The sequence below is a fragment of the Aeromonas enterica genome, assembly GCF_054052465.1.
Map to the genome: position 1 here is coordinate 61,291 of NZ_JBSTYL010000022.1, position 25,244 is coordinate 86,534.

21 protein-coding genes are annotated in these 25,244 nt (G+C 59.2%); 6 read left to right on the top strand and 15 right to left on the bottom strand.

All coding sequences use genetic code 11. The features are described from left to right. Positions 1-302: 302 nt before the first annotated feature. Together ACW5XD_RS19025 and rnt are read right to left on the bottom strand one after the other, a co-directional pair. Positions 303-1,625, bottom strand: coding sequence for a Na+/H+ antiporter family protein (locus ACW5XD_RS19025; RefSeq protein WP_456496232.1), 1,323 nt, complete (start codon positions 1,623-1,625; stop codon positions 303-305). 262 nt (positions 1,626-1,887) lie between these two features. Next, entirely contained in the window at positions 1,888-2,547 is a 660-nt protein-coding gene (gene rnt / locus ACW5XD_RS19030; RefSeq protein WP_456496233.1) for a ribonuclease T, read from the bottom strand. 148 nt (positions 2,548-2,695) lie between these two features. On the opposite strand from rnt, the gene ACW5XD_RS19035 reads away from it, so the two are divergent. Both ACW5XD_RS19035 and ACW5XD_RS19040 read left to right on the top strand, forming a co-directional pair. Further along, positions 2,696-4,669 carry a methyl-accepting chemotaxis protein gene (locus tag ACW5XD_RS19035; protein ID WP_456496234.1) on the top strand — a complete coding sequence of 658 codons (1,974 nt, stop codon included), beginning with the start codon at positions 2,696-2,698 and terminating at the stop codon, positions 4,667-4,669. A gap of 68 nt (positions 4,670-4,737) precedes the next feature. After that, positions 4,738-5,613: a flagellar protein MotY gene (locus ACW5XD_RS19040; RefSeq protein ID WP_456496235.1), complete on the top strand. Its 876-nt coding sequence runs from the start codon at positions 4,738-4,740 to the stop codon at positions 5,611-5,613. A 72-nt stretch (positions 5,614-5,685) separates the two neighbouring features. Here ACW5XD_RS19040 and gloA read toward each other — a convergent pair whose 3' ends face one another. The 8 genes from gloA to rsxA form a co-directional block, all read right to left on the bottom strand. Continuing rightward, on the bottom strand, positions 5,686-6,099 hold the full coding sequence (gene gloA / locus ACW5XD_RS19045) for a lactoylglutathione lyase (RefSeq protein ID WP_042869625.1): 414 nt from the start codon (positions 6,097-6,099) through the stop codon (positions 5,686-5,688). 80 nt (positions 6,100-6,179) lie between these two features. After that, the gene (nth, locus tag ACW5XD_RS19050; RefSeq protein ID WP_456496236.1) at positions 6,180-6,821 is read right to left on the bottom strand and encodes an endonuclease III; all 642 of its coding nucleotides are present in this window, start codon (positions 6,819-6,821) and stop codon (positions 6,180-6,182) included. 14 nt (positions 6,822-6,835) lie between these two features. Next, positions 6,836-7,594 (bottom strand): electron transport complex subunit E, encoded by a 759-nt coding sequence (locus tag ACW5XD_RS19055; protein WP_456496237.1) that lies wholly within the window; start codon positions 7,592-7,594, stop codon positions 6,836-6,838. Positions 7,595-7,610: 16 nt separating this feature from the next. Next, positions 7,611-8,243: an electron transport complex subunit RsxG gene (gene rsxG / locus ACW5XD_RS19060; protein ID WP_456496238.1), complete on the bottom strand. Its 633-nt coding sequence runs from the start codon at positions 8,241-8,243 to the stop codon at positions 7,611-7,613. Between the two features lie 34 nt (positions 8,244-8,277). After that, positions 8,278-9,330: an electron transport complex subunit RsxD gene (rsxD, locus tag ACW5XD_RS19065; RefSeq protein ID WP_456496239.1), complete on the bottom strand. Its 1,053-nt coding sequence runs from the start codon at positions 9,328-9,330 to the stop codon at positions 8,278-8,280. A 3-nt stretch (positions 9,331-9,333) separates the two neighbouring features. Next, the gene (rsxC, locus tag ACW5XD_RS19070; RefSeq protein ID WP_456496240.1) at positions 9,334-11,580 is read right to left on the bottom strand and encodes an electron transport complex subunit RsxC; all 2,247 of its coding nucleotides are present in this window, start codon (positions 11,578-11,580) and stop codon (positions 9,334-9,336) included. A gap of 2 nt (positions 11,581-11,582) precedes the next feature. Continuing rightward, positions 11,583-12,146, bottom strand: a complete 564-nt coding sequence (rsxB, locus tag ACW5XD_RS19075; RefSeq protein WP_456496241.1) for an electron transport complex subunit RsxB — start codon at positions 12,144-12,146, stop codon at positions 11,583-11,585. Positions 12,147-12,150: 4 nt separating this feature from the next. Further along, on the bottom strand, positions 12,151-12,732 hold the full coding sequence (rsxA, locus tag ACW5XD_RS19080; protein ID WP_042869638.1) for an electron transport complex subunit RsxA: 582 nt from the start codon (positions 12,730-12,732) through the stop codon (positions 12,151-12,153). Positions 12,733-12,844: 112 nt separating this feature from the next. Here rsxA and ACW5XD_RS19085 point away from each other — a divergent pair, with 112 nt between their 5' ends. From ACW5XD_RS19085 to ACW5XD_RS19095, 3 genes are all read left to right on the top strand, one after another. Beyond that, positions 12,845-13,741: a DMT family transporter gene (locus ACW5XD_RS19085; protein WP_456496242.1), complete on the top strand. Its 897-nt coding sequence runs from the start codon at positions 12,845-12,847 to the stop codon at positions 13,739-13,741. Positions 13,742-14,173: 432 nt separating this feature from the next. Further along, a complete protein-coding gene (gene fabV, locus ACW5XD_RS19090) occupies positions 14,174-15,367 on the top strand; it encodes an enoyl-ACP reductase FabV (RefSeq protein WP_456496243.1) in 1,194 nt (397 codons plus the stop codon). 162 nt (positions 15,368-15,529) lie between these two features. Continuing rightward, on the top strand, positions 15,530-17,005 hold the full coding sequence (locus tag ACW5XD_RS19095) for a YfcC family protein (protein ID WP_456496244.1): 1,476 nt from the start codon (positions 15,530-15,532) through the stop codon (positions 17,003-17,005). Between the two features lie 126 nt (positions 17,006-17,131). Here ACW5XD_RS19095 and ACW5XD_RS19100 read toward each other — a convergent pair whose 3' ends face one another. Beyond that, positions 17,132-19,288, bottom strand: a complete 2,157-nt coding sequence (locus ACW5XD_RS19100; RefSeq protein ID WP_456496245.1) for a methyl-accepting chemotaxis protein — start codon at positions 19,286-19,288, stop codon at positions 17,132-17,134. A gap of 315 nt (positions 19,289-19,603) precedes the next feature. After that, positions 19,604-20,818 carry a pyridoxal phosphate-dependent aminotransferase gene (locus ACW5XD_RS19105; RefSeq protein ID WP_456496246.1) on the bottom strand — a complete coding sequence of 405 codons (1,215 nt, stop codon included), beginning with the start codon at positions 20,816-20,818 and terminating at the stop codon, positions 19,604-19,606. A gap of 361 nt (positions 20,819-21,179) precedes the next feature. Here ACW5XD_RS19105 and ACW5XD_RS19110 point away from each other — a divergent pair, with 361 nt between their 5' ends. Next, entirely contained in the window at positions 21,180-21,392 is a 213-nt protein-coding gene (locus ACW5XD_RS19110; RefSeq protein ID WP_043556427.1) for a DUF1653 domain-containing protein, read from the top strand. A gap of 58 nt (positions 21,393-21,450) precedes the next feature. Here ACW5XD_RS19110 and ACW5XD_RS19115 read toward each other — a convergent pair whose 3' ends face one another. The 3 genes from ACW5XD_RS19115 to ACW5XD_RS19125 form a co-directional block, all read right to left on the bottom strand. Beyond that, positions 21,451-21,714, bottom strand: coding sequence for a GrxA family glutaredoxin (locus tag ACW5XD_RS19115; RefSeq protein WP_010633640.1), 264 nt, complete (start codon positions 21,712-21,714; stop codon positions 21,451-21,453). A gap of 105 nt (positions 21,715-21,819) precedes the next feature. Further along, on the bottom strand, positions 21,820-23,256 hold the full coding sequence (dacB, locus tag ACW5XD_RS19120; protein WP_456496247.1) for a D-alanyl-D-alanine carboxypeptidase/D-alanyl-D-alanine endopeptidase: 1,437 nt from the start codon (positions 23,254-23,256) through the stop codon (positions 21,820-21,822). Between the two features lie 95 nt (positions 23,257-23,351). Further along, positions 23,352-25,112, bottom strand: a complete 1,761-nt coding sequence (locus tag ACW5XD_RS19125) for a DEAD/DEAH box helicase (protein ID WP_456496248.1) — start codon at positions 25,110-25,112, stop codon at positions 23,352-23,354. Positions 25,113-25,244: the final 132 nt, after the last annotated feature.

The following is a 25,244-nucleotide window of genomic DNA, read 5'->3' on the forward strand; positions in this document are numbered from 1 at the left end:
AGCATACTGCCTCTGCCTCTGCCTCTGCCTCTGCCTCTGCCTCTGCCTCTGTTTCTGCCTTTGTCTCTGTCTCTGTCTTGTCTCCAGCCTCTGTCCTCCAGTCTGTAACGACAGTGTTGGGACAAGCCAGCAGGCGGTAGTGATATCCTGGCGGGAGCCTGGGGTTTGTTCCACGAGCTACGCGTGCGGCGTCGTGATGTCCGCCAGCGGCGCCTGTGTCCAGTTCAGGCTGGAGGAGGGGACAACAAAAAGGCGACCCTGAGGTCGCCTTTTGCGTGTCTGCATCTAACTTGTCCGGGGGCTCAGAGCACCATGGCGGCAATCCAGCCGAAGATAATGAGCGGGATGTTGTAGTGGATGAAGGTGGGTACCACGCTGTCCCAGATGTGGTCGTGTTGGCCGTCGGCGTTGAGGCCGGAGGTGGGACCGAGCGTCGAGTCGGAGGCGGGGGAGCCCGCATCCCCCAGCGCACCTGCTGTACCCACCAGTGCTATGGTGGCCATGGGCGAAAAGCCGAGATGGATGCACAGCGGCACATAGATGGTGGCGATGATGGGCACGGTGGAGAAAGAAGAACCTATCCCCATGGTGATCAAGAGGCCAACCAGCAGCATCAGGAAGGCGGCGAGGCCCTTCTGATCCCCGATCACCGCAGAGACGGACTGCACCAGGCTCTCCACCCCGTGGGTGGCCTTCATCACGGCGGCGAAGCCGGCGGCGGAGATCATGATGAAGCCGATGAGGGACATCATGCGCACGCCCTGGGTGAAGGCGTCCTGGCTCTCGCGAAACTTGATGACACCGCCGCAGGTGAAGATGACGAAACCGGCCAGCGCTCCCAACACTATGCTGTTGGTCATCAACTGCAGCCCCAGGGCCACGCCGATGGCCAGCAGGGCCACCCAGATGTGGTTGAGGTTGAGCTCTACGGATTCGGGCTCGGCGGCCAGGATCTTGTCCATATCATACTGGCGTGGCTTGCGGTAGCTGATGAAGAGAGCGATCAGCAGGCCGATGAACATGCCCAGCACCGGAATGGCCATCGCCAGCGGCAGCTGGCCGTGCTCGACCGGCACACCGTTGTCGATCAGGTTCTTGGCCAGGATGTTGTTGAGGAAGATGCCGCCAAAACCGACCGGCAACAGCATATAGGTTGCGGTCAGGCCGAAGGTGATGACGCAGGCCACCTGACGGCGGTCGATCTGCATCTGGGCCATGACGTGCAGCAGCGGCGGGATCAGGATGGGAATGAAGGCGATGTGGACCGGGATCAGGTTCTGGGAGGAGATGGAGACCGCCAGTACCGAGGTGAGCAGCAGGCTCTTGACCCAGAGGATGCGAGAGCTGCTGGCATCTTTGCCCAATTGGCTGATCACCTTGCGAGCCAGCAGGTCGGTGATCCCGGAGCGGGAGATGGCGACCGCAAAGGCCCCCAGCATGGCATAGGAGAGGGCGATTTCGGCGCCGCCACCCAGACCACCGGTAAAGGTGCTGAGGGTCTCCTGCAGTGAGAGTCCGCCGATCAGGCCGCCGACGATGGCGCCGATGGAGAGGGAGACCACCACATTGATCCGCAGCAGACTGAGCACCAGCATCAGCGCAACTGCGATAACAACAGGATTCATTTGATTTCCTTATAGATTATGTTGCTGTCTGTCATGTGAAAGGCCGTTAGTTTGCGAAAAATGTGACAAATGTCGAGTAAAAAATCAGGCAAGACGCCTATTGGCAGCATTCCCGGCTGGCCTGGGCAGACACGGTGCGCATCAGGGTGAAAAACGGCCTTGTATGGACCTTTTTTCGCCATTCTGGTCAAACCAGCTTGATCTCGCCAACTCAATAGAAGAAGGCTGCCAGGGCAGCCTTCTTGCTCATTGCTTGTGCCGGTTATTCGCTCGCGTCGTCGGCGGCATCATCCGGATGGGCCGGAGGCCAGCCACCCAGGCTCTTCCAGCGGTTGACGATATGGCAGAACAGTTCGGTGGTGCGTTCTGTGTCATACAGGGCGGAGTGCGCCTCTTTATTGTCAAACGGGATGCGGGCGCTTTGACACGCCTTGGCCAGCACGGTTTGTCCGAGAGCCAAGCCGGAGAGAGCGGCGGTATCGAAGGTGGCAAACGGATGGAACGGATTGCGCTTGAGGCCGGCTCGCTCGGCGGCGGCCATCACGAAGCCGTGATCGAACGTCGCGTTGTGGGCCACTATGATGGCGCGGCCGCAGTCGTGCTCCTTCATCCCCTTGCGGATGCCCTTGAAGATCTCGGTCAGCGCTTCTCTTTCGCTGACGGCACCGCGCAGCGGATTGAAGGGATCTATGCCGGTGAACTCCAGCGCTGCCTTCTCCAGGTTGGCGCCTTCGAATGGCGCGACGTGAAAATGAAAGATCTGGTCGGGCAGCAGCCAGCCATCCTCATCCATCTTGAGGGTATAGGCGGCGATTTCCAGCAAGGCGTCGGTTCTGGCATTGAACCCGGCGGTTTCAACATCGATGACGACGGGGTAAAAGCCACGAAAACGGCCCTTGAGGGTGTGAACAGCGTCGGTCATGGTATCTCGGTCGGCGTGAAATGAGGCGGCATTATGGCAAAAAAGCCGGCCTTTGTCCCTCATCCGCAGCCATGAGACAGGTGTCTGATTCTATTGTCGACACTCGGGCTTATAATTGACCACTTCAACAATGGAATGGGGAGCGACGATGAAGAAGCTGGGATTGGCGCACAAGATGTTGCTGGTGGTCTGCCTGCCGTTGCTGGCCTTGCTGTTTTTCTCCGGCCGATACGTATACGAGCGTTATCGGGTCGAGCAGGAAATGAGTCAGGCGCAGGTCGCGCTCAAGGTGGTGCGAGAAGCGGCGCAACTGGCCCACGAGCTGCAAAAGGAGCGTGGCATGTCGGCGGGCTTTTTGGGCTCTGGCGGCAACAAGTTCCGCGACGCCCTGCCGGCCCAGCGCAAGGTGGTGGATGGCTTGCTGGCACGTTTTCATGAGGATCCTGCCCTGCTGGCGCTGGGGGAGGTGCAGCAGGCGCTGACCGGGCTCACCGCCATGCGTGAGCGGGTCGGCGCCCTGGGGGTAGAGGTGGCGGAGCAGGTCAGCTTCTACAGCCGTCTCATCAGCCAGCTGCTGGCCGTGGTGGATCAGGTCAGCCTCAACAGCCTGGATGCCACCATAGCGCTGCAGACCAATGCCTATGCCGCCTTCTTGCAGAGCAAGGAGCGCATGGGGCTGGAACGGGCGACCCTGAGCAATGTGTTTGGCCGTGACAGCTTCACTCCCGCGCTGTTGCAGCAGTTCATCTCTCTGATGGCGGCCCAGAATACCTATTTCGAACGTTTTCAGGCGGTGGCGAGCCCGTCACAGCGTCAGCTGCTGGCCGACAGCCTGGCCTCTCCCGTGGTCGCCAAGGTGGCCGCCATGGAAAAACTGGCGTTGGACAAGGCAGCCACCGGGGGCTTCGGGGTGGATGCCGAGGCCTGGTTTGCCCTGAGCACCGACAAGATTGGCCTGCTCAAGGAGAGTGAGGATCGCCTCTATCAACAGCTGTCAGAGCGGGTGGATCAGATGCGGGCCAGGAGCGCCAGCGACTTCTGGTGGGCGGCCATCGGGGTATTGCTGTGCGTGGCGCTGACCACCTTCGTTTGCTGGCGGGTGGTGCGGGATCTGCATCTGGGCTTCATGGCCCTGCACCAGACCTTCAAACGTCTGGTACAGGAAAATGACCTGACGGTGCGGGTAAACTGGCAATCCGGTGATGAACTGGGCGCGTTGGCGCGGGATCTGAACCATTTCCTCGCGCATCTTGAGGGGCTGCTGCTGGCGGTGCGCCGCTCCTGCGAGGTGCTGGCCCGCAGCGCCTCCGCGTCGGCAGACGTGATCGCCGAGGTCAACGCCGGTGTGGTCAGGGGCTTTGGTCAGGTGGATCTGGTGGCGACCGCCGCCACCGAAATGGCTTCCACCGTGGCCGAGATTGCGCGCAACGCGACCCAGACCTCGTTGGCGACCCAGCAGGCCATAGGCCGGGCCCGGCAGGGCGATAAAGAGGTGGATCAGACCATAGATGCCATCCAGCAGGTCGCGGGCACTCTGGTCGATACCCAGCAACTGGTGGATAGCCTGCATCAGGATACCGAGTCGGTCGGCGAGGCGCTCAATCTGATCAAGCAGATTTCGGATCGTACCAACCTGCTGGCACTCAACGCCGCCATCGAAGCGGCCCGTGCCGGTGAGTCCGGTCGCGGTTTTGCGGTGGTGGCCGAAGAGGTGAGGGCACTCGCCTCCCGTACCCAGCAGGCTGCCGATGACATAGCGCGCATGCTGGTCCGTTTGCGGCAGGGGGCCAATCAGGCGGTCACTGCCATGCACCTGGGCACAGAGCAGGCGGGGCAGAGCGTGACCGAGGCCAAGCGGGCGGGCAGCGAGCTGACCGACATAGTCAACGAGGTGCGCAAGGTGAGCGACATGACGGCCCAGGTGGCGACGGCGACGGAGGAGCAGCGCTACGTCACCGACGACATACAGCACAACGTGATGACCATACGTGAGGTGTACGAGGCCCATCGCCTGCACTCGGAAACCTTGCAGCAGAACAGCGCCGAGCTGGATCTGCTGGCACGCGAGCTGGCGTGCCGCATTGCCAGTTTCAAGTTGATGGAGCGTCCTGCTCCCCATTGAGTGGTTTGCCCTAAAGCTTGTCCTGCCCTTGCCGATACCTAACGTGAGATCGTGTGGAGGGCAGGCAGTTGAACGCTTGGATGTTAGGGTTGGTCAGCATATCCGTGAGTATGCAGTTACAGGCTGGCGTCACCGAGTTTGGTGCCGGCCTGGATCAATCCGTCTGGCGTCTGACCTCGGACACGCAAGTGGAGTGCCGCCTTGAACACCCTATTCCCAACTGGGGTATGGGTGCCTTCGTCAGCCGGGCCGGCCGCAAGATCAATCTGGATTTTGAACTCAAGGGGCTGCGCCAGCAGGCCCAGACCCAGACGGTCAGCCTGGGGATCATGCCGCCCATCTGGCGCCCCGGCATCGCCGGACGGGAAGTGAGCCAACTGCATTTTTACCAGCAGTTCGATGGGCTGGTGGAGGGGCAGACCGCCTGGACCATGCTGGACGAGCTGGAGGGGGGGCGCATGCCGACCTTCCAGTATCGCGACTGGTATCGCCAGAACCGGCCGGTACGGGTGTCGCTCTCCTCGGTCAACTTCCGGGTCAAGTATCAGGCTTTCGTGGATTGCCTGAACGGCCTGCTGCCATACAGTTTCAATGACATCGCCTTCAGCGTGCTCACCTATGACAAGAACAGCGAAGAGCTGTCGCTGGCCTCCAAACGGCGGCTGGCGATGATCGGCGAGTTTGTGAAGGTCGACAAGAGTATCGACGTGGTGGTGATCGACGCCTACAGCGACAGCTATGGCGGTCGCTGGCCGAACCAGAAGCTTTCCGAGAAGCGAGCCGATGCCATCAAGAAAGTGTTCGTCGATCTCGGCATCGATCCCGGCAAGATCTCGGTGGAAGGACACGGCGAGAAACAGCATGTCGCTTCCAATGAAACCGAGGATGGCCGCGCCAGGAACCGGCGGGTGGTGATCAACATGGGCCGCAATGGCGCCATCTGATGGGCGGATATCATTCAATGAAAAAGAGCGCCTTGGCGCTCTTTTTTATGGGGATCTTGTCCTGACCATGCCTTAGAAGCTGTCACCCAGGCCTGTGCCTGCATCTTTCTTGGCGATCAGTTCAATCTTGTAACCATCCGGATCTTCCACGAAGGCGATGACCGTCTTGCCACCCTTGACCGGGCCCGGCTCGCGGGTGATCTTGGCGCCGGCGGCACGCAGCGCATCGCAGGTGCCATAGATGTCGTCCGCTTCCAGCGCGATGTGGCCGTAGGCCGATCCCAGCTCATACTCGCTCACGCCCCAGTTGTAGGTGAGCTCGATGACGGCCTCATCCTTCTCGTCGCCGTAACCGACGAAGGCCAGGGTGTACTTGTATTCGCTGTTCTCGCTCTTGCGCAACAGCTTCATCCCCAGCACCCGAGTGTAGAAGTCGATGGAGCGTTGCAGATCGCCGACGCGCAGCATGGTGTGCAGAATTCTCATTGCTCAATTCTCCGGGTTGGTGATTCGTACTGTTTTCAATCTATGACGTGAGGTCAACGGCCGGACATCATGGTCGCCGGCTAGCTTTCCGGGTAGACTTTTTCTTTGTATTCACACAAGTCTTCAATGATACAGGAGCCACAGCGGGGTTTGCGAGCCAGACAGGTATAACGGCCGTGCAGGATCAGCCAATGGTGCACGTCCAGCTTGAACTCGGCGGGCACCACTTTCAGCAGTTTCTCCTCCACCTGATCCACGTTCTTGCCTACCGCGAAACCGGTGCGATTCGACACCCGAAAGATGTGGGTGTCGACGGCGATGGTAGGCCAGCCAAAGGCGGTGTTGAGCACCACGTTGGCGGTCTTGCGGCCGACGCCAGGCAGGGCTTCGAGCGCCTCGCGGCTCTCCGGCACCTCGCCGCCGTGGCGCTCCAGCAGGATGGCGCAGGTTTTGATGACGTTCTCGGCCTTGGTGTTGAACAGGCCTATGGTCTTGATGTACTCCTTGAGCCCGTCCACCCCGAGATCCAGCATGGCCTGGGGGGTGTTGGCCACCGGATAGAGCTTGTCGGTAGCCTTGTTGACGCTCACGTCTGTGGCCTGAGCCGACAGCAGTACGGCGATCAGCAGCTCGAACGGTGAGTGGAAGTTCAGCTCTGTGGTGGGGTGGGGATTGTTGTCCCGCAGCCGCTCCAGGATCTGCCTGCGTTTCTGGTTGTTCATGGCTCCCTCTTGTCTCAGAGCTGGGTCGCGCGGGCGCCCGCCGCCGGCACGCTGCAGTGGGCCTTCTCGGCGCTCTGCTTGCGGCCCAGCCAGTCGTTGATGGCGTTTTTGCCTGCGATCATCAGGCCCAGACCGATGAAGCCGCCGGGCGGCAGGATCGCCAGCAGCAGGCTGGCGTCGGCGTGGAACAGCTCGATGCGCAAGGACTTGGCCCAGTCCCCTAGCAGCAGATCAGCGCCGTCGAACAGGGTGCCCATGCCGATGATCTCCCGCAGCCCCCCCAGCACCAGCAGCACCAGGGTAAAGCCAAGCCCCATCATGAAGCCGTCGAGGGCAGCCAGCAGGGGCGGGTTCTTGGAGGCATACGCCTCGGCCCGGCCTATGATGACGCAGTTGGTGACGATAAGGGCGATGAAGATGCCGAGCGCCTGATAGAGGCCATAGGTATAGGCGTTCATCAACAGCTGCACGCTGGTCACCAGGGCGGCGATGATCATCACGTAGACGGGAATACGGATATCCTTGGGCACCAGATTGCGCACCAGAGAGATGGCGAGGTTGGAGCTGACCAGCACCGCCATGGTGGCCAATCCCAGCCCTAGCGCATTGGTAAAGGTGGAGGAGACCGCCAGAGTGGGGCAGAGCCCCAGTACCTGCACCAGTGAGGGGTTGTTCTTCCACAACCCCTGCAGCATCAGCTCCTTGAGCTCTTCACGACGACCATTGCTCTCGCTGATCGGGCTCTGCCCGTCAATCACATCAACTTGTTCCATTGCTTGTGCTCCGGCGTTATGGGGTGGCGTCACAGGAGGGGGCGTCCCGCAGGAATTCAGGGTGCTCCTGTTGCAACAGCAGCAGATTCTTCACCGCTTTGACTACGGCGCGGGGGGTGATGGTGGCGCCGGTGAAAGCATCGAATTCACCGCCATCCTTCTTCACTGCCCAGCTGGTCTCGTTGTCGCGGTTGAGAAACTTGCCGACAAAGCTGTTGATCCAGCTCGATTTCTTCAACTCTATCTTGTCACCGAGGCCCGGCGTCTCATTGTGGGCCAGCACCCGCACGGCACTGACGTTGCCCTTGGCATCTGTGCCGACGATGAGACGAATGGCCCCACTGTAGCCGTCGGGGGCTATGGTTTCCAGCGCATAGCCGGTGGTTTCGCCTTGCAGGGTCGCGGTATAGAGCGGCATGGCTTGATCGCTGCCCAGATACCTCTTGCTCTGTACCCGCTTGCAGCTCGCCACCAGGTCATTATCATAGCTCCCCTCCGGCAACAGGGCCGAGAGGGTGCGCAGCTTCTCCAGCTGCTGCTGATGGGCGATCCTATCGCGGGTCAGCTCATTGGTCAGCACCACCACAGCGGTGCAGGCCAAGGCAAACAGCGCCAGAGTGACGCCGTTTTTGCGCATGCTCTTTAACATTGAATCTTTCCTGAGAGTGAGGTGTGCGCGACGATCATTTGCGGCGGGCTCCATAGACTTTGGGGCGCGTCAGGCTGTCAATCAGCGGTACACAGAGGTTGGCCAGCAGCACGGCGAAGGCGAAGGCGTCCGGGTAGCCGCCAAAGCGGCGGATGAGGTAGACCAGCACGCCGATCAGCACGCCATAGACCAGACGGCCGCGCGGGGTGGTGCTGGCGCTCACCGGATCGGTGGCGATGAAGAAGGCCCCCAGCATGGTGGCGCCGCTGAACAGATGGAACATGGGGGTGGCGGTGGCATCCGGCGTCATCAGATAACCCAAGGATGCCGCCAGCAGCAAGGAGCCCAGGATGGCACACGGAATGCGCCAGTTGATGACTTTTTGCTGCAGCAGGAACAGGCCGCCCAGCAGGTAGCCGAGATTGACCCAGCTCCAGCCGATGCCGCCCCAGCCCTCGAACACGGCGTGGGTCATCACCTCACCGGCGGTGAGGCCCTGGGTCAGCCCGGTCTTCAGGGTATCGAGCGGGGTGGCCATGGTGAGGCCATCCACCCCCTGCTTGAGCTGCGCCATGCTGTAGCCGTCCAGGCTGAAGCCGGTGAAGATGACGGACGCCGCATCGCCGAAGCCGATGTCGTAGGCGGCAATGCTGGAGGGAGGCAGCCAGCTGGTCATCTGTACCGGGAAGGAGACCAGCAGCAGCACATAGGCCACCATGGCGGGGTTGAACAGGTTCTGACCGAGCCCGCCGTAGAGGTGCTTGGCGATGATGATGGCAAACGCCGTGCCCAGTACCAGCATCCACCAGGGCAGCAGCGGGGGCAGAGCCAGTCCGATCAGCACGGCGGTCAGGGCCGCGCTGCCATCCAGCAGGGCAGGCTTGATGGGACGGTGGCGCAACTTGAGTACCAAGGCCTCTGCACCCAGCGCCGTGACCAGTGCCAGCAGGATCTGGATCAGGGTGCCCCAGCCAAAGAACCAGGTCTGCGCCAGAAAACCGGGCAGGCAAGCCAGGATCACCAGCAACATCAGGGTTTGGGTCTGTTTGCGGTTATGGGCAAACGGCGCACTCGCGATATTGAACATGGATCAGTGGCTCTTGTCGGTCGATGGAGAAGGGGATGCCTGGGCTGCCGCCTCGGCCGCCAGTTTTCTGGCCTTGGCGCGGGCCACGGCGGCGGCGATGGCTGCCTTCTTGGGATCTGCGTCGGCGGCGTCAGGCTGCGGTGTTGCGGCAGGGGTTGCAGCGACGATGTCTTCACCCTCGGTCACGGCCGCATCACCTTGCGCCTGAGCGGCCCTCTTGGCCTTGGCACGGGCAATGGCGGCAGCGATGGCCGCCTTCTTGGGATCGGCGTCAGGCTGCGGTGCTGTGGCAGGGGTTGCAGCGACGGCGTCTTCACCCTCGGTCACGGCCGCGTCACTTTGCGCCTGAGCGGCTTTCTTGGCCTTGGCACGGGCAATGGCGGCAGCAATGGCCGCCTTCTTGGGATCTGCGTCGGCGGCGTCAGGGGGCGGTGCTGCGGCAGGGGTTGCAGCGACGATGTCTTCACCCTCGGTCACGGCCGCGTCACCTTGCGCCTGAGCGGCTTTCTTGGCCTTGGCACGGGCCAAGGCTGCAGCGATGGCTGCTTTTTTAGGATCCTGCGCCTCCGGCGTTGGTGCAATGACGGCGGCAACATCGGCAGGCTCATCGCTGCTGGCCACTTTGGCGGCGCGGCGAGCCAGAGCCTCCTGCTTGCGCGCCTCGCGGGCGGCAATCATGGCGCTGTTGTCGGGCTGATTAGCCGCCCCGCTAGCGCTCGTCTCCTGCTTGGCCTTGATACGGGCCAAGGCTGCGGCCACCGGATCTTCTCCGCCAGCCGTCGTCATGGCCTGGCGACGCTGGGCGGCCGCCTCGGCATGGCGTGCCTCGCGGGCCGCTTTTTCCCGCTCGAAGCGGGCCTGCTTGGCCTCGAAGCGCTGCTTGGCACGCTCGGCTTTCTCGGCCTCGGCGCGCGCTTCGCGAATATCATCCTTGGCAATCTTGTAGTACTGCACCAGGGGGATCTCGCTCGGGCAGACCCAGGCGCAGGCACCGCACTCAATGCAGTCGAACAGGTTGAGCCCGTCGGCCTTGTCGTACTCCTTGGCCCGGCTGTACCAGTAGAGTTCCTGGGGCAGCAGGTTGGCCGGGCAGGCATCGGCGCAGGCGCTGCAGCGAATGCAGGCCTGCTCGGGGCCGGGGGGCGGCAGCTCAGCCCGGGTGGGGGAGAGCAGGCAGTTGGTGGCCTTGACCACGGGCACCATGGCGTGGGGCAGGGTGAAGCCCATCATGGGGCCCCCCATGATCACTCGCTGATCCGCCTCGGGTTGCAGTTCGAAACGCTGCAACAGCCAGCGCACCGGGGTGCCCAGCAGCACCCAGGCGTTGCCCGGCTTCTTGAAGGCATTGCCCGTGAGGGTGACGATACGAGAGATGAGCGGCTCGCCGTCGATGATGGCGCGCTTGATGGCAAACACGGTCGCCACGTTGAGCACCATGATGCCCATGTCCACCGCCCGGCCTCCCTTGGGCACCTGACGGCCGGTGAGCAACTCTATGGTCTGCTTGGCGCCGCCCGAGGGGTACTTGGTCGGCACCGTCTTGACCAGCACATCCTCATCGGTGGCATGACGGGTCAGTTCGCCGATGGCGGCAGGCTTGTTGTCTTCCACCCCGATCAGGGTCAGTTTGGGCTTGAGCAGATGCTTGAGCACCCGGATGCCGTCCATGATTTCGTCGGCATATTCCTGCATCAGTCGATCGTCGGTGGTGATGTAGGGTTCGCACTCCAGCCCGTTGACGATGAGGATCTCGGTCAGCTGGCCACGACCATCGAGCTTGCTGTGGGTCGGGAACACGGCACCGCCCAGGCCCGCAATGCCGGCCTGCTGGATGTGTTCGAGCAGCTCGCTCCGCTCCAGATTCCAGTAGTCGGCCTTGCCCTGGCGCTCACCCCAGGCATCTTCCCCATCCGGGGTGAGGGTGATGCAGAGATCATCGAGCCCGGAGGGGTGCGCTACCGTGTGGTGGCCGATGGCGGTGATGGTGCCCGAGGTGGAGGCGTGCACCGGCACTATGCGGCCCTTGTCGTAACGGGTCAGCGGCTGACCCTTCTTGACCAGGTCACCGACCTGCACCAGCAGATCGCCGGCCGGGCCCGCGTGCTGGCGTACCGGTATGATGAGCTGGGGCGGCAGGCCAGCGTCCATCACCGGGGTGAGGCTGGATTGATCTTTGTTCTCGGGAGGATGAATGCCGCCGTGAAAATCCCACAGGGTGCCGGCTTTGATGCGTTCGAGTAAGGACTGCATGGTTACTCCACTATCTTGACCGGAATGGCGACGCTGGCCAGATCCCACTTCCAGTTGTCGACCGTGGTCGGCACCGGGATCATTTCGATACAGTCGGTTGGGCAGGGATCGACACAGAGATCGCAGCCGGTGCACTCGTCGGCGATCACGGTGTGCATCGCCTTGGTGGCACCGACGATGGCATCGACCGGACAGGCCTGGATGCACTTGGTGCAGCCGATGCATTGATCTTCATGAATGAAGGCGACTTTCTTGATGGGGACGGCGGCCTCACTACCGCCTAGCGGCTTGGGTTCTACCCCCATGAGATCGGCAATCTTGCGCATGGTGGCATCGCCACCGGGCACGCACTTGTTGATCTGGTCGCCGTTGGCCAGGGCCTCGGCGTAAGGCTTGCAACCTGGGTAGCCGCACTGGCCGCACTGGGTCTGCGGCAACAGGGCGTCGAGCTGATCGACAATGGGATCGGCTTCCACATGAAATTTGACGGCGGCGAAGCCCAGAATGATGCCGAAGGCCAGGGCCAGCAGAGCCAACACCAGAACGGCAAAGAGTATGTGAGTCATAGCGTTATATCTTGATAAGGCCGGTAAAGCCCATAAAGGCCAGCGACATCAGGCCGGCGGTGATCATGGCGATGGAGACGCCGCGAAACGGGGTGGGCACATCGGCCGCCACCAGACGCTCACGCATGGCGGCAAACAGGATCAGCACCAGCGAGAAGCCACAGGCGGCCCCAAAACCGTAGATGATGCTCTGAATGAAGTTGTGACGCTCGTTGATGCTCAGCAGCGCCACGCCCAGCACGGCACAGTTGGTGGTGATGAGCGGCAGGAAGATACCCAGCAGGCGATAGAGGGTCGGGCTGCTCTTGCGGATAACCATCTCGGTGAACTGAACCACGACGGCGATCACAAGAATGAAGGCGAGCGTGCGCAGGTAGGCGATGTTCAACGGGATCAGAATATAGTGTTCCATCAGATAGGAACAAGCGCTGGCCAGCGTCATCACGAAGGTGGTGGCCAACCCCATGCCGATGGCGGTCTCCAGCTTGCCGGAGACGCCCATGAAGGGACACAGGCCGAGAAACTTCACCAGCACGAAGTTGTTGATCAGCACGGTGCCGACCAGTAAAAGCAGGTACTCAGTCATTGAAGATTGGTTATCCGGTTTGAAGGCGGCGGTATTATCTGATTTTAGGTGCCTTTTAACAACCGCAAGGCCGCATGGTTATTATTCAGATAGCCAATTTCATGGAGGAAATGTGCGCCCTTTACCTATCTTTACCCTGACCCTGGCGATGCTGCTCTGGTCCAGCTCCTTCATCGCGCTCAAGCATGTGCTGGGGATCTGGGGCTTCGGTCAGGTGCTCTTCATGCGCATGAGCGTGGCCGCACTTTGCTGGCTGCTTTGCTACCGTTATCTGGGCAATTTCACCTACAAGAAGGGAGACTGGCGCTGGCTGGCCCTGATGGGGGGGCTGGAGCCCTGTCTCTACTTCCTGCTTGAGGTCAATGCCCTGCGTTACACCAGTGCCGGGCAGGCGGGCATGGTCTGTGCCTTGCTGCCGCTGATCGTGGCGCTGGTGGCCTTTGTGCTGCTCAGGGAGCGGGTGACTCGCCGTCAGTGGCTCGGGTTTGCCATCGCCATCTTCGGCATCGCCCTGCTGGGGTTGGGCAGCGGGGTGGACGAGTTTGCCCCCAACGCCTTGCTCGGCAACAGCCTGGAGATGGCGGCCATGTTCTGCGCCGCCACCTACTCGGTGGTGTTCAAGAAACTCTGCAGCCGCTACAGCGTGCTGACCCTGACCGCGCTGCAGGCCTTTGTCGGTACCCTCTTCTTCGCCCCCTTTGCCTTTAGCGAGCCTTGGCCGACAGCCTGGGCGTGGCAGGACATGGCGGTCATCGTCTTCCTCGGTGCTTTTGTGACGCTCGGGGCATACCTGCTCTACAACTGGTCGGTGACTCAGGTCAAGGTGACGCTGGCGGCGGCCTATGTGAACCTCATTCCTGTTTTTACCCTGTTGCTGGCGTATCTGCTGCTGGGCGAAACCTTGACGTCGCAGCAGTGGCTCGCCTGTGGCGCCGTCCTGCTGGGCATTGTTGTGGGGCAGTTGCCTGCTCGGCGCAAGGTGTGCGAATCCATCATTGCCGATGGTTGAGCCGCTGCAAGCAGGTGGACCGTGCGTCCGTTTTCCCTTGATTGTGCTGTCGTCAGAAGGTCTTGTACTGCCATTGCCACTTGAAACAGAGCTTAACCAGGATGATGCCGATGAGCGGCATGCTGTTATTGGGCTGGGCGAAGGGCCTTCTTTCCTCTGGCCGAGGACGATACCCGTGACGATGCAAGTGGGGAAGGCTGAATAAACAGACTGGCGATGTCAGCACGCGGCTGACTTTATTCAGCCGGTGAGTGGTAGCCAGTGGCAGGAGGTTTTTGGTCCGCTTGCGCTCTCGAGAGGTAATCCCTGACGCAACAAGGATTTTTATCTGCTCATTTTTCGAGCAACTCAACACATCAGAGCACCCTATCACGGCAAGATGAGGTATCTTATGCCCCGATTTCATCCATTTAACGGATCCGAGACCCCCTTATGATTATCAAACCCAAGGTTCGCGGCTTTATCTGCACCACCACTCACCCGGTTGGCTGTGAGGCCAATGTTCGTCGCCAGATTGCTTACACCCAGGAGCAGGGCATGATTGCCAATGGCCCCAAGCGGGTACTGGTGATTGGCGCTTCCACCGGTTATGGTCTGGCTTCCCGGATTGCCACTGCCTTCGGTAGCGGCGCCGCCACCATTGGCGTCTTCTTCGAAAAGCCGAGCTCCGAGACCAAGACGGGCTCTGCTGGTTGGTACAATTCAGCGGCTTTCGACAAGGCTGCCAAAGAGGCGGGCCTGTATGCCAAGAGCGTCAATGGTGATGCCTTCTCCAACGAGTGTCGCGCCAAGGTGATCGAGCTTATCAAGGCCGATCTGGGCCAGATCGATCTGGTTGTCTACTCTCTGGCTTCACCGGTGCGCAAGTTGCCGGATACCGGTGAGGTGGTGCGCTCTGCCTTGAAACCCATCGGCGAGACCTATACCACCACCGCCATCGATACCAACAAGGATCAGATCATCACGGCCACCGTTGAGCCGGCGAATGAAGAAGAGATCCAGAACACCATTACCGTCATGGGTGGTCAGGATTGGGAGTTGTGGATGGCTGCCCTGCGCGATGCAGGCGTACTGGCCGACGGCGCCAAGTCGGTGGCCTACTCCTACATAGGTACCGACCTGACCTGGCCCATCTACTGGCATGGTACCTTGGGCCGCGCCAAGGAAGATCTGGACCGCGCAGCTACCGCCATTCGTGGCGACTTGGCCGCCAAGGGTGGCACCGCCCACGTGACCGTGCTGAAATCCGTGGTGACCCAGGCTTCTTCTGCCATTCCGGTGATGCCGCTCTACATCTCCATGGCCTTCAAGATCATGAAGGAGAAGGGCATCCACGAAGGCTGCATGGAGCAGGTCTATCGCATGATGCGCACCCGCCTCTATGGGGAAGAGCTGGTGCTGGACGAGCAGGCCCGCATCCGCATGGACGACTGGGAACTGCGTGAGGACGTGCAGCAGACCTGCCGCGATCTCTGGCCTTCCATCACCACGGAGAACCTCTCCACGCTGACCGACTACACCGGCTACAAGCAGGAGTTCCTGCGCCTGTTCGGTTTCGGTCTGGCCGAGGTAGATTACGAGGCGGATGTGAACCCGGACGTGAAATTCGACGTGGTCGAGCTCTGATCCTGACTCAAGTGAAAACAGGGCCCCGCGGGGCCCTGTTTTTTTATCAAAAATTCCGCTAAGTTGCGGAATTTTATTATCCGCGATCACCTTTTTCCCATATCAAACCCGCTAGTCTTGCGCTGATCGGATCACAGACGGCATTGCCGAGGAACGGAAGCTATGACCACTCCAAACGAGGCGCCCAAGAAGCGCCAACTCCCCACTGTCTATACCCTGCTTTTCATCATCATCGCCCTGATGGCGGCCCTCACCTGGGTACTGCCGGCGGGCAAGTACAACTATGTGACGGCCAAGACCCAGCAGCCGGTCGCGGCGGCGGCCGTGGCCGATTACAGCGGCGACGAACGGCTGTTGCCGGTACCCGGCAGCTATACCGAGCTCCCCTCCCAGCCGCAGGGGGTGTTCGAGGTGCTCAAGGCCCCCATTCAGGGCTTCCACAAGGCGGCGGACGTGGCGCTGTTCGTGCTCATCATCGGCGGCTTTCTGGCGGTGACCATGCAAAGTGGCGCGCTGGATGCCGGGGTGGGGGCCATAGTGCGCGCTTTCGCCGGGCGCGAGCGGCTGCTTATCCCCGTGCTGATCGCCCTGTTTGCCCTCGGCGGCTCCACCTTCGGCATGGCGGAGGAGACGGTGGCCTTCTGGGCGCTGATCGTGCCGGTGATGATGGCGGCGGGCTTCGATCGCATGGTGGCGGCTGGGATCATCCTGCTCGGCTCCGGGGTCGGGGTGCTCGCCTCTACCGTCAACCCGTTTGCCACCGGCATCGCCTCCGGCTTTGCCGGCATTCCCATCGGTGAGGGGATTGGTCTGCGGGTCATCCAGTGGCTGCTGCTGGTGATCTTCGCTTCCTGGTACGTGATGCGCTACGCCAAGCAGGTGCAGCAGGACAAATCCCGCTCCGTGCTGGCCGACATCGCCTATGACGACGAGTTCTCCCAGATGAAGAGCGGCAACCTCGCCTTCAGCGGCAAGCAGAAGCTCACCATGCTGGTCTTCTTCGGAACCTTCCTGCTGATGATCTATGCGGTGGTACCCTGGTCGGATTTGGGGATTGAGGCACTGCCAACCTTTGGCTGGTGGTTTGACGAGCTCTCCACCCTGTTCTTCAGCGCCTCCATCCTGATTGCGATGATCAACCGGATGCCGGAATCCAACTATGTGGCGACCTTCCTCAACGGAGCGCGGGATCTCATCGGGGTGGCGCTGGTGGTGGCGGTGGCGCGCGGCATCTATGTGGTGATGGAGCAGGGCGTCATCATCGACACCATTTTGCACTGGGCCGAGGGGCTGGTGAGCGGGCTGTCCTCGTCGGTGTTCATCCTGATGGCCTACCTGGTGCACATCATTCTTAGCTTTTTTATTCCCTCCACCTCGGGACTGGCGACCGTTTCCATGCCGCTGATGGGACCGCTTGCCGATTTCTCCGGCATCTCGCGGGATCTGGTGATCACCGCCTATCAGTCCGCCTCCGGCTGGATCAACCTGTTCGCCCCCACCGCCGCCCATCTGGTGGCGGGGCTGGCGCTGGCCAAGATCCCCTACGATCGCTTCGTGCGCTGGGTGCTGCCCTTCATCATCGGCGTAGCTCTCATCACCATGGCGGTGCTGGTGGCGGGCACTCTGCTGCACGGTTGAGCACAGCGGTTGACTACACCGAACAGGTGCGGCGCTCTTCGTCGGTGATGTCACTGCAATAAAACGGCCTGATATATTTGCATCTATCAGGCCGTTATGAGGTGTGCCGGGTTGATTTGTAGCCTGTCAGGTATTGAAGCGATCCAGCTCGCTGGACATCCTGACCATATTGTTGTCCAGCACTTCTGCCAGCTGTTCCAGCGTGTGTGCATTCTGGGCAGTCAGCGTACAGTCGTTGTCCAGGTCCTCTATTATCCGGATGAGGCTGGTGGCAATGTCAGAGAGCTGTTTGACCGACAGTTGCTGTGCTGTGGCCTCTGTGGCTGCGACCAACAGCGAGCTGGCGTTCTCTTCGGCTACCGATTTGTACCTCTGGGTTGAGTGGACCACTTCCTCCAACCCTTTGGATACATTGTCCATTTCGCTGCTGACCCCATCTGCTTCGTGCACAATCTTGCTGATGATACCTTCGATATCGGCCACATTTCTGGTGGTGTGTTCAGCCAGCTTTCTCACTTCATCGGCGACTACAGCAAATCCTCTGCCCGCATCCCCTGCTCTGGCCGCTTCAATTGCAGCGTTCAATGCTAATAGGTCGATGGAGCTGGCGATGCCTTTGATAATATCGAGTACTGAACGCGTCTTGATTATATTTTCGTGCAAGGAAACAATGTTTTCGGTGAGAACGCCCTGTTGCTGGGATTTTTCGGATAAATCTTTAATGATTTTTGTGAAACTATCGGTAAATGCACAAAATCCGGACTCTGCATTCTTGAGCCGGTCCTGCAAATGGTTCATCCCCGTTACCAGAGATAAAATATGTGCATTCATTGCTTGGATATTGGTCGAGACTTGTTGCGCACACTCTTTCTCATGATGGCTGCTTTGTTTGAGACTTAATGCATTGCTCCTGACTTGAGATGACTCACTACTGACTTGCGTAGATATCCCGGAGATGGATATAACAATGTTCTGTACCTGCTCTATAAATTGATTGATAAGATCTGTGATTCGTTTTATTTCACCCTTTTGTTTAATCTGAAGGCGGCGGGTTAGATTGCCATCACCCTCGACAACTTCCTTGAGCATGCTTGATAATTGTTTGAGTTCCCGTAGGTTGGACCATCTGCGATACATCGCAAAAGTTTCTATCAATAGAATGACTAGAGTCGAGCCTAATATGAAGCTAAGTTTCAGGTTGAATAACTTTATGGCATCACTATTAATGTTTTCCCAGATTGATTCAGGTAATTGTATGAGCAGTTTCCAGTCTGAATCAGATTTGACATTCAACTTGGTTGCGAATACATCGTTATTATTCCCGTCCGGTTCTGACTTAGCTATCTCTATAATGTTTGCATTGCGTCTGTCGGCGATGTAAATGCCATATTTTTCATTAACCAGCACAAAGTTACCGGGATCTTTTGGCATGCTGAAGCCCTGCTGCTGGGCAGATGCCTTGTCTTCTTCCGTGATGATCAGATGTGGAATGTTGAGCAATTTTGCTTCAAGTACGTTGCTTCTGAAAATAACAGAGATAACACCGCTTATTTTTTGGGTAAGAGCATCATAAACTGGAACAGAATATAGCATGCCATGGGTATCCATTTCATTACCATGTTGAATGGATTTATATTGAGTATTATCGCAAGTTCTCATGCTGGGAGAGAATACAGCTGGGATATCATCGATGGATGTAAAGTTGAAAATAGGGTAAGTGTTTTTTAATTGTTCTAATTGGGTGGGAAAATAGCGATACTCTTGCTCCTCACTTTCCTCTGGGATGTCTGGGTTATTTTCTTTAGTATCATTGGAGATGTTTTTGTTTGAGTTGAAAATAACTGAATCATACATGAAAAAAGGAACTTCACCAGAGTGAAAATTAAGGCCGTTACGCACGTAGTAAACTTCTGAAATAGAGGTGTCCTGTGCCATGTCATTGTAGATCTGTTGTACAGTCTGCCCAGCATCTTGCGAGAGCCGCCCCTGTGTAATTACATTTTCATCTTCATTGTGACGATTGGCACCTTGCACCGCTCTAATACTGGGTAGTAATGATATTAGTCTGGCATTCTGATATAACTTTGAGAATAGCTGCTCCAGTTCATTTGCTTTGTCTTTTAGGATGACCTCTTTTACATGTAGTCGATATTCATCCTGAGCATATTTAATTTCATTTGTGAGTGACTGATGCAACTTATAAACGATAGCACCAGATATAAATATGGTGACCGAATAAACGAGTACTATCGTCTTGATGAAGCCAAATTTTCCATCTGACATTAACTTATCCTCTGGTGGTAGCACACCCTCATATTTAAAAAGACGTCATGAGGTTACCTTAATGCACAAACTTGTTAATCAAAGCTCAAAGTTAATACTCTTTTGAGTATGCCTCATGAAGGATAGTGGTGTTTTTATAGTTATCAAGTTATGGACAGGCACAGGGTCCAGCACCCTGCTTAATATAATAATTCCTGCCTCTAAAGGGGCAGTGAGGCATTTCAACAAATCATGGGAGAACGCGGGTTGTGGTAGAGGAGGGATGACTGGGGCTGTAATAAAAACCCGGCCGTAGCCGGGTTGATCTTGGCAGGGCTACTGTTTATAGCCCTTGAGGAAGCGGGCGAGACGGCCGATGGCCTCTTCCAGCTCCTCTTCACGGGGCAGGAACACCAGCCGGAAGTGATCCGGCGCCGGCCAGTTGAAGCCGGTGCCCTGCACCAGCAGCAGTTTCTCTTGCTGCAACAGGTCGAACACCATCTTCTGGTCGTCGCGAATGTCGTACACCTTGGGATCCAGGCGCGGGAACATGTAGAGCGCCCCCTTGGGTTTGACACAGGAGACGCCGGGGATCTCGTTGAGCAGCTCCCACGCCTTGTCCCGCTGCTTGCGCAGGCGGCCGCCCGGCAGGATCAGCTCGTTGATGCTCTGATAGCCACCGAGTGCGGTCTGGATGGCGTGCTGCATCGGCACGTTGGCACATAGTCGCATGGAGGCCAGCATCTCCAGACCCTCGATGTACCCCTTGGCACGGCACTTGGGCCCGGTAATGACCATCCAGCCCTGGCGGAAACCACAGGCACGGTAAGCCTTGGAGAGGCCGTTGAAGGTTACCACCATGACATCGTCACACAGGGTGCAGACGCTGGTGTGGGAGATGTCGTCGTAGAGGATCTTGTCGTAGATCTCGTCGGCGAAGATGATGAGGTTGTGCTGGCGGGCTATCTCGATCACCTCCAGCAGGAACTCGCTGCCGTAGACGGCGCCGGTCGGGTTGTTGGGGTTGATCAGCACCAGGCCGCGGGTACGAGGGGTGATACGGGCGCGGATGTCGTCGAGATCCGGATACCAGTCAGCCCCTTCATCGCAGCGGTAGTGCACCGCATGGCCACCGGAGAGGGTGACGGCGGCGGTCCAGAGCGGATAGTCGGGGGAGGGCACCAGCATCTCGTCGCCGTTGTTGAGCAGCGCCTGCATGGCCATCACGATCAGTTCACTCGCGCCATTGCCGATGTAGATGTCGTCGATGTCGACCTTGCGCATCCCTTTTTGCTGGTAGTACTGCATCACCGCCTTGCGGGCCGAGAAGAGCCCCTTGGAGTCGCAGTAGCCTTGGCTCAGCGGCATGTTGAGGATCACATCCTTGATGATCTCTTCCGGCGCATCGAAACCGAACGGGGCCGGGTTGCCGATATTGAGCTTGATGATGCGGTGGCCTTCGTCTTCGAGACGTCGAGCTTCTTTATGCACCGGGCCGCGGATGTCATAGCAGACATCGTCGAGCTTGTGCGACTTGTCGATAGTGAACATGGTGAGTGTGCTTCCTTCCCCGTGGGGACGCGTTGGCGAAAAAGGCGATTTTTAGTATCAAATTTCTTTTCCCCTATTCTTCACAGAATTGAATGCTAGAACAATCTTCTTTTTAGTAGAATTCCCTGATTTTTAGCCCTAAAACAGGGTTGCTGAAACGTTAAATTCAGCATGATCGTTTGTGTGAACCAAGGTTCACCAGTGAAAGATGAGGAGCTGATTAACAAAGCTACCCGACTGTGTTGAAATATTCGTATCCGATGGCACGATTGGCTTGCGTAAAAAATCGTGGCCTGTCCCCCTTGTGGGGCCTTGGCACATCGTCGCTGGGTCCATTTTCATCATCTATTGAGGTCTCTCCATGCACGCACCCGCGCCCGGCCGTTATCGCCACTTCAAGGGAGGTTATTATCAGGTGCTCACCCTGGCCCTGCACACCGAAACCCAGGAGCAGCTGGTGATCTATCAATCCGAGCAGGATGGAGCCGTCTATGCCCGCCCTGTGGCCATGTTCATGGAGTGGATCGAGCATCAGGGTCAGGTGGTGAGCCGCTTCACCCCGACAGCGGGCTGAGTAGTGGTTTGCACCATAAAAAAAGGCGCCATCAGGCGCCTTTTTCCATACGGAGAGTTTACTGGTAGAGACCCAGGTTCTCTTTGGCATAGGCTTCGAAATCGGTGCAGCCACCGATGTGCTGCTCGTCCAGGAAGATTTGCGGCACTGTATTGACCGGCTTGCCGGCGCTCTTGGCCAGATCTTCCTTGGTGATGCCTTCGGCGTGGATGTCCACGTAGCGGAATTTGAAATCGTCACGCTGCTCAACCAGCTGCTCGGCGATCTGCTTGGCACGGACACAATAGGGGCAACCGGGACGACCAAAAATCACTGCAAACATGTTCTCTCTCCGTTGATATGAAGCAGGGCACAGCATAGCTCCGCCTCGTGGCTAGTCAAAGTGGAAATTGTCGATACGGCCGTTCGCCATATACGATGAGCCGACTCATGACTGGTCGGCAATCTGGATCGGTTGTTGCTGATAGATGCTCTCCAGTACGCCCTTCTCGAACACTGTCCATGGCCAGACGGCTTTGCTGGCACGGTAGCGCTCATGGGTGGCGGGATCCTGCGACAGGCCGCGCTGGAACATTACGAAGGCCTTGCGCTGGCCGCCGGCGGTGTCGATAAAGCCTACCAGGTTGGAGGTGCCGGTGATGGTGCCTGTTTTGGCATGCACCTTGTTCTTCATCATGGGGGCGGTGACGCTGCGTCGCCAGGCCAGGGTGCCGTCCACCTGGGCACTGGGCAACAGCTTGATGAGGCCGAGCTCGGCATCGTTTTTCTGGATGAAGGTGAGCACCGAGAGCATCTGGCGGGCGCTGATGAGGTTGTGGGCCGAGAGGCCGGAGCCGTCGGCCAGAGTGGCGTTGCCAAGATCGATGCCATTCTTGGTCAGAATGGCGCGCACCGCCATGGTGCCGCTGCGATAGCTGCCCGGCTTGTTGTAGTAGTGACGGCCCACGGTTTTGAGGAAGGTGTCGGCGTAGAGGTTGTCGGATTTTTTGAGCATCTTGGAGAGCATGATGGGCAATGAGACCGAATAGTGGGTGCCCAGGGTCTCGGCCCCTTCCGGTGCCTTGTGGGTCACTTGCAGCAGCCCCTCATGCTTGATGCCGGCTCTGTCCATGGCCCAGCGAATGTTGTCCCAGCCCCAGGCTTCCACGTCGTGGATGGCAAAACGCAGACCCTGCGGCTCCTTGTTCGGGGTGATGCAGCCCTTGAGCTCGTAGAAGTTGCCCTTGGCCATGTCCACTTCCAGCGCGCAGAACTGGCGCGCCATGTCGCCGTAGCTCATCACTTCCACGTTGTCGGCGCCGATGCCGATGGGAACACCAGTGGCCACGTTGCCGGTGGCGGGTTTGCCAATCTGGGTGGCGGTGATGGTGCCGTAGGCGCAGTTTTTGTCGATGATGACGGAGGAGACGGGGGCGGCGAAGCAGAGGGTCTGATCCCCCCAGGACCAGCCGTTGCCGCGCTCGTAGCCGTTGTAGGCGCCGGTGTTGACATAGACGTTGCCCTGGATGCGGTTGACCCCGAGTTGCTTGAACAGGGCCAGCAGATCCATCCGTGACAAGGTGGGGTCGCCGACGAAGTTGATCCAGATGTCGCCCTTGATGGCGTCACCCTGCCTGGCGCCCGGCTGGGCCTGGATGTCGGTGGCAAAGCGGAAGTCTGCGCCGAGCTCTAGGCGGGCGGCGAGCGCGGTCAGCACCTTCATGGTGGAGGCGGGCGCTATCATATCATCGGCGTGGCGGGCAAACTCCACCCCGCCATTGCCCTGCACTATGATGGCGTACTGGCCCCCCTTGGGTGGGGTCAGCGGGGCGGCCTGAGCCACCATGGAAAACAGAGCACAAAAACCAATCAACAGCCGCTGCATAAGATCCTCTAACTTGACGAAGGGTGTCGGCAGTGCGATACCGACCCTGATAACCAACCATTCTCTCTTTCACCTGCCGACCGCAGTGCCTGCCTCTAGCCAGAGGCGTTGGCGGTGCGATAGCGGCCGTCATAATCAAATATTTTCTCTTTCACCTGCCAAAAATGCCCCGACTTGCGGGCGATGACAAAATCCGGATGACGAAACTGGCCTGATACGGCCAACACGCTCGCCAGAGTGGCGAATTCGGGCTCCAGGCCTGGGGCGGGCCAATGATGACGCACAAAGACCTGTTGAAACAAGCGCCGTGCGCCCGGGGAGTGAAAGCCGAAGTACTCCATCAGGGTGAGCCCGTCCTCGTCGTGATAGGTTACCTCCAGCCGTTCCCCTTGTTTGCCACGACCCGCGGCCAAGGTAAGGCCGGCGCAGCGAATGACCATGCAATCTTTGAGATTGAGCGCCTCCTTGAGTTTGTCATCCGGATCCACCAGCAGCTGATCGCAGCTCTGGCAGCGGCGGGCGGCGATGTCGTTTTCGGCGCCGCAGGCGGGGCAGATTTTTGACCGAAAGCGGTAATCGCACTCCTCGCGGTTGCCATCGCCATCTTCAAACAAGCCCTGACAGCGGCGACCGTAGTGCTCGACAACCTTGCCATCCTCGTCGGTCTTGCCCCAGAAGGTGTTGGCAAAGCCGCAGGCGGGGCAGGGCACCTGCACCGGCTCGGTGCCGGCGTGAGGTCTGGGCTCCCCCACCTCGGGGGCAAACAGATTGAAGTTGTTGCCCGCATAGTCGAGCACCAGACAATCGGCCTTGTCCGGCGAGAGGCGCAGGCCGCGTCCGACGATCTGTTGATAGAGCGAGACTGACTCGGTGGGGCGCAGCATCACGATGAGATCGACGTGGGGGGCATCGAAACCGGTGGTGAGTACGGCCACGTTGACCAGAAACTTGAGTTCTCGCGCCTTGAAGGCATGGATGAGGGCATCGCGCTCCGGACCCGGTGTCTCGCCCGTGATCAGGGCCGCCTTCTCTCCTTTGGCGCCGAGCAGGCCGTGGATCTCGCGGGCATGCTCGACGGTGGCGGCGAAGATCATCACTCCTTGCCGATCGGCGGCATATTCCAGAACCTGGCTCAGGATATGGGGGGTGACCCGCTGCTGGCGTTTGAGTTCGCCGTTGAGATCCGCCTCGCTGAACAGGCCGTTTTCGCGCGGTACCAGCTTGCTGAAGTCGTAGTGGACTATGGGGGCATCGACGAGACGGGGCGGTGTCAGGTAGCCGTTTTTCACCATGAAGCGCAAGGGTAGCTCGAATACGCAGTCACCAAACAACCGCTCGCCGTGGCTTTTCACCATGCCGTGGTAGTGGCGCCGGTAGATCCAGCCCAGGCCCAACCGATAGGGGGTGGCGGTGAGACCGAGGATCTTGAGGGCTGGATTGGCGGCTTTGAGATGATCGATCACCTGATGGTACTGGCTGTCGTCATCGAGCGAGACCCGGTGGCACTCGTCGATGATCAGCAGCGAGAAGGCGCCATCGAAGGCCTCCAGATTGCGCGCCACCGACTGCACCGAGCCGAACACCACCTGGGCATTGGCCTCCTTGCGGGCAAGGCCGGCGGCGAAGATGTCCGCCTTGAGATCCCAGGCCTCGTACTTGGCGTGGTTCTGCTCCACCAGTTCCTTGACGTGAGCCAGCACCAGCACGCGGCCACGGGCCTTGCGGGCCAGCTCGGCGATCACCAGGCTCTTGCCGGCGCCGGTTGGCAGTACCACCACGGCGGGATCCGGGTGCTGGCGAAAGTGGCTGATCACGGCATTGACGGCGTCGGTTTGATAGGGTCTGAGAACGAACATGGGGAACGGCTGTGGTGCAGGATGGCGCCATTATAGGGATCTTGGTGCCACAAAAACAGCGGGGCCGCCTTATTGCGGCCCCCCGGGGATTTTTGGGTGTTTTATTGTATGGGGATACGGAGTTTATACACC

Excerpts from the sequence above, each read along its gene's own strand:
- ACW5XD_RS19025 (WP_456496232.1), bottom strand. The coding sequence starts at position 1,625 with ATGAATCCTGTTGTTATCGCAGTTGCGCTGATGCTGGTGCTCAGTCTG.
- rnt (WP_456496233.1), bottom strand. The coding sequence starts at position 2,547 with ATGACCGACGCTGTTCACACCCTCAAGGGCCGTTTTCGTGGCTTTTAC.
- ACW5XD_RS19035 (WP_456496234.1), top strand. The coding sequence starts at position 2,696 with ATGAAGAAGCTGGGATTGGCGCACAAGATGTTGCTGGTGGTCTGCCTG.
- gloA (WP_042869625.1), bottom strand. The coding sequence starts at position 6,099 with ATGAGAATTCTGCACACCATGCTGCGCGTCGGCGATCTGCAACGCTCC.
- nth (WP_456496236.1), bottom strand. The coding sequence starts at position 6,821 with ATGAACAACCAGAAACGCAGGCAGATCCTGGAGCGGCTGCGGGACAAC.
- ACW5XD_RS19055 (WP_456496237.1), bottom strand. The coding sequence starts at position 7,594 with ATGGAACAAGTTGATGTGATTGACGGGCAGAGCCCGATCAGCGAGAGC.
- rsxG (WP_456496238.1), bottom strand. The coding sequence starts at position 8,243 with ATGTTAAAGAGCATGCGCAAAAACGGCGTCACTCTGGCGCTGTTTGCC.
- rsxD (WP_456496239.1), bottom strand. The coding sequence starts at position 9,330 with ATGTTCAATATCGCGAGTGCGCCGTTTGCCCATAACCGCAAACAGACC.
- rsxC (WP_456496240.1), bottom strand. The coding sequence starts at position 11,580 with ATGCAGTCCTTACTCGAACGCATCAAAGCCGGCACCCTGTGGGATTTT.
- rsxB (WP_456496241.1), bottom strand. The coding sequence starts at position 12,146 with ATGACTCACATACTCTTTGCCGTTCTGGTGTTGGCTCTGCTGGCCCTG.
- rsxA (WP_042869638.1), bottom strand. The coding sequence starts at position 12,732 with ATGACTGAGTACCTGCTTTTACTGGTCGGCACCGTGCTGATCAACAAC.
- fabV (WP_456496243.1), top strand. The coding sequence starts at position 14,174 with ATGATTATCAAACCCAAGGTTCGCGGCTTTATCTGCACCACCACTCAC.
- ACW5XD_RS19095 (WP_456496244.1), top strand. The coding sequence starts at position 15,530 with ATGACCACTCCAAACGAGGCGCCCAAGAAGCGCCAACTCCCCACTGTC.
- ACW5XD_RS19100 (WP_456496245.1), bottom strand. The coding sequence starts at position 19,288 with ATGTCAGATGGAAAATTTGGCTTCATCAAGACGATAGTACTCGTTTAT.
- ACW5XD_RS19105 (WP_456496246.1), bottom strand. The coding sequence starts at position 20,818 with ATGTTCACTATCGACAAGTCGCACAAGCTCGACGATGTCTGCTATGAC.
- ACW5XD_RS19110 (WP_043556427.1), top strand. The coding sequence starts at position 21,180 with ATGCACGCACCCGCGCCCGGCCGTTATCGCCACTTCAAGGGAGGTTAT.
- ACW5XD_RS19115 (WP_010633640.1), bottom strand. The coding sequence starts at position 21,714 with ATGTTTGCAGTGATTTTTGGTCGTCCCGGTTGCCCCTATTGTGTCCGT.
- dacB (WP_456496247.1), bottom strand. The coding sequence starts at position 23,256 with ATGCAGCGGCTGTTGATTGGTTTTTGTGCTCTGTTTTCCATGGTGGCT.
- ACW5XD_RS19125 (WP_456496248.1), bottom strand. The coding sequence starts at position 25,112 with ATGTTCGTTCTCAGACCCTATCAAACCGACGCCGTCAATGCCGTGATC.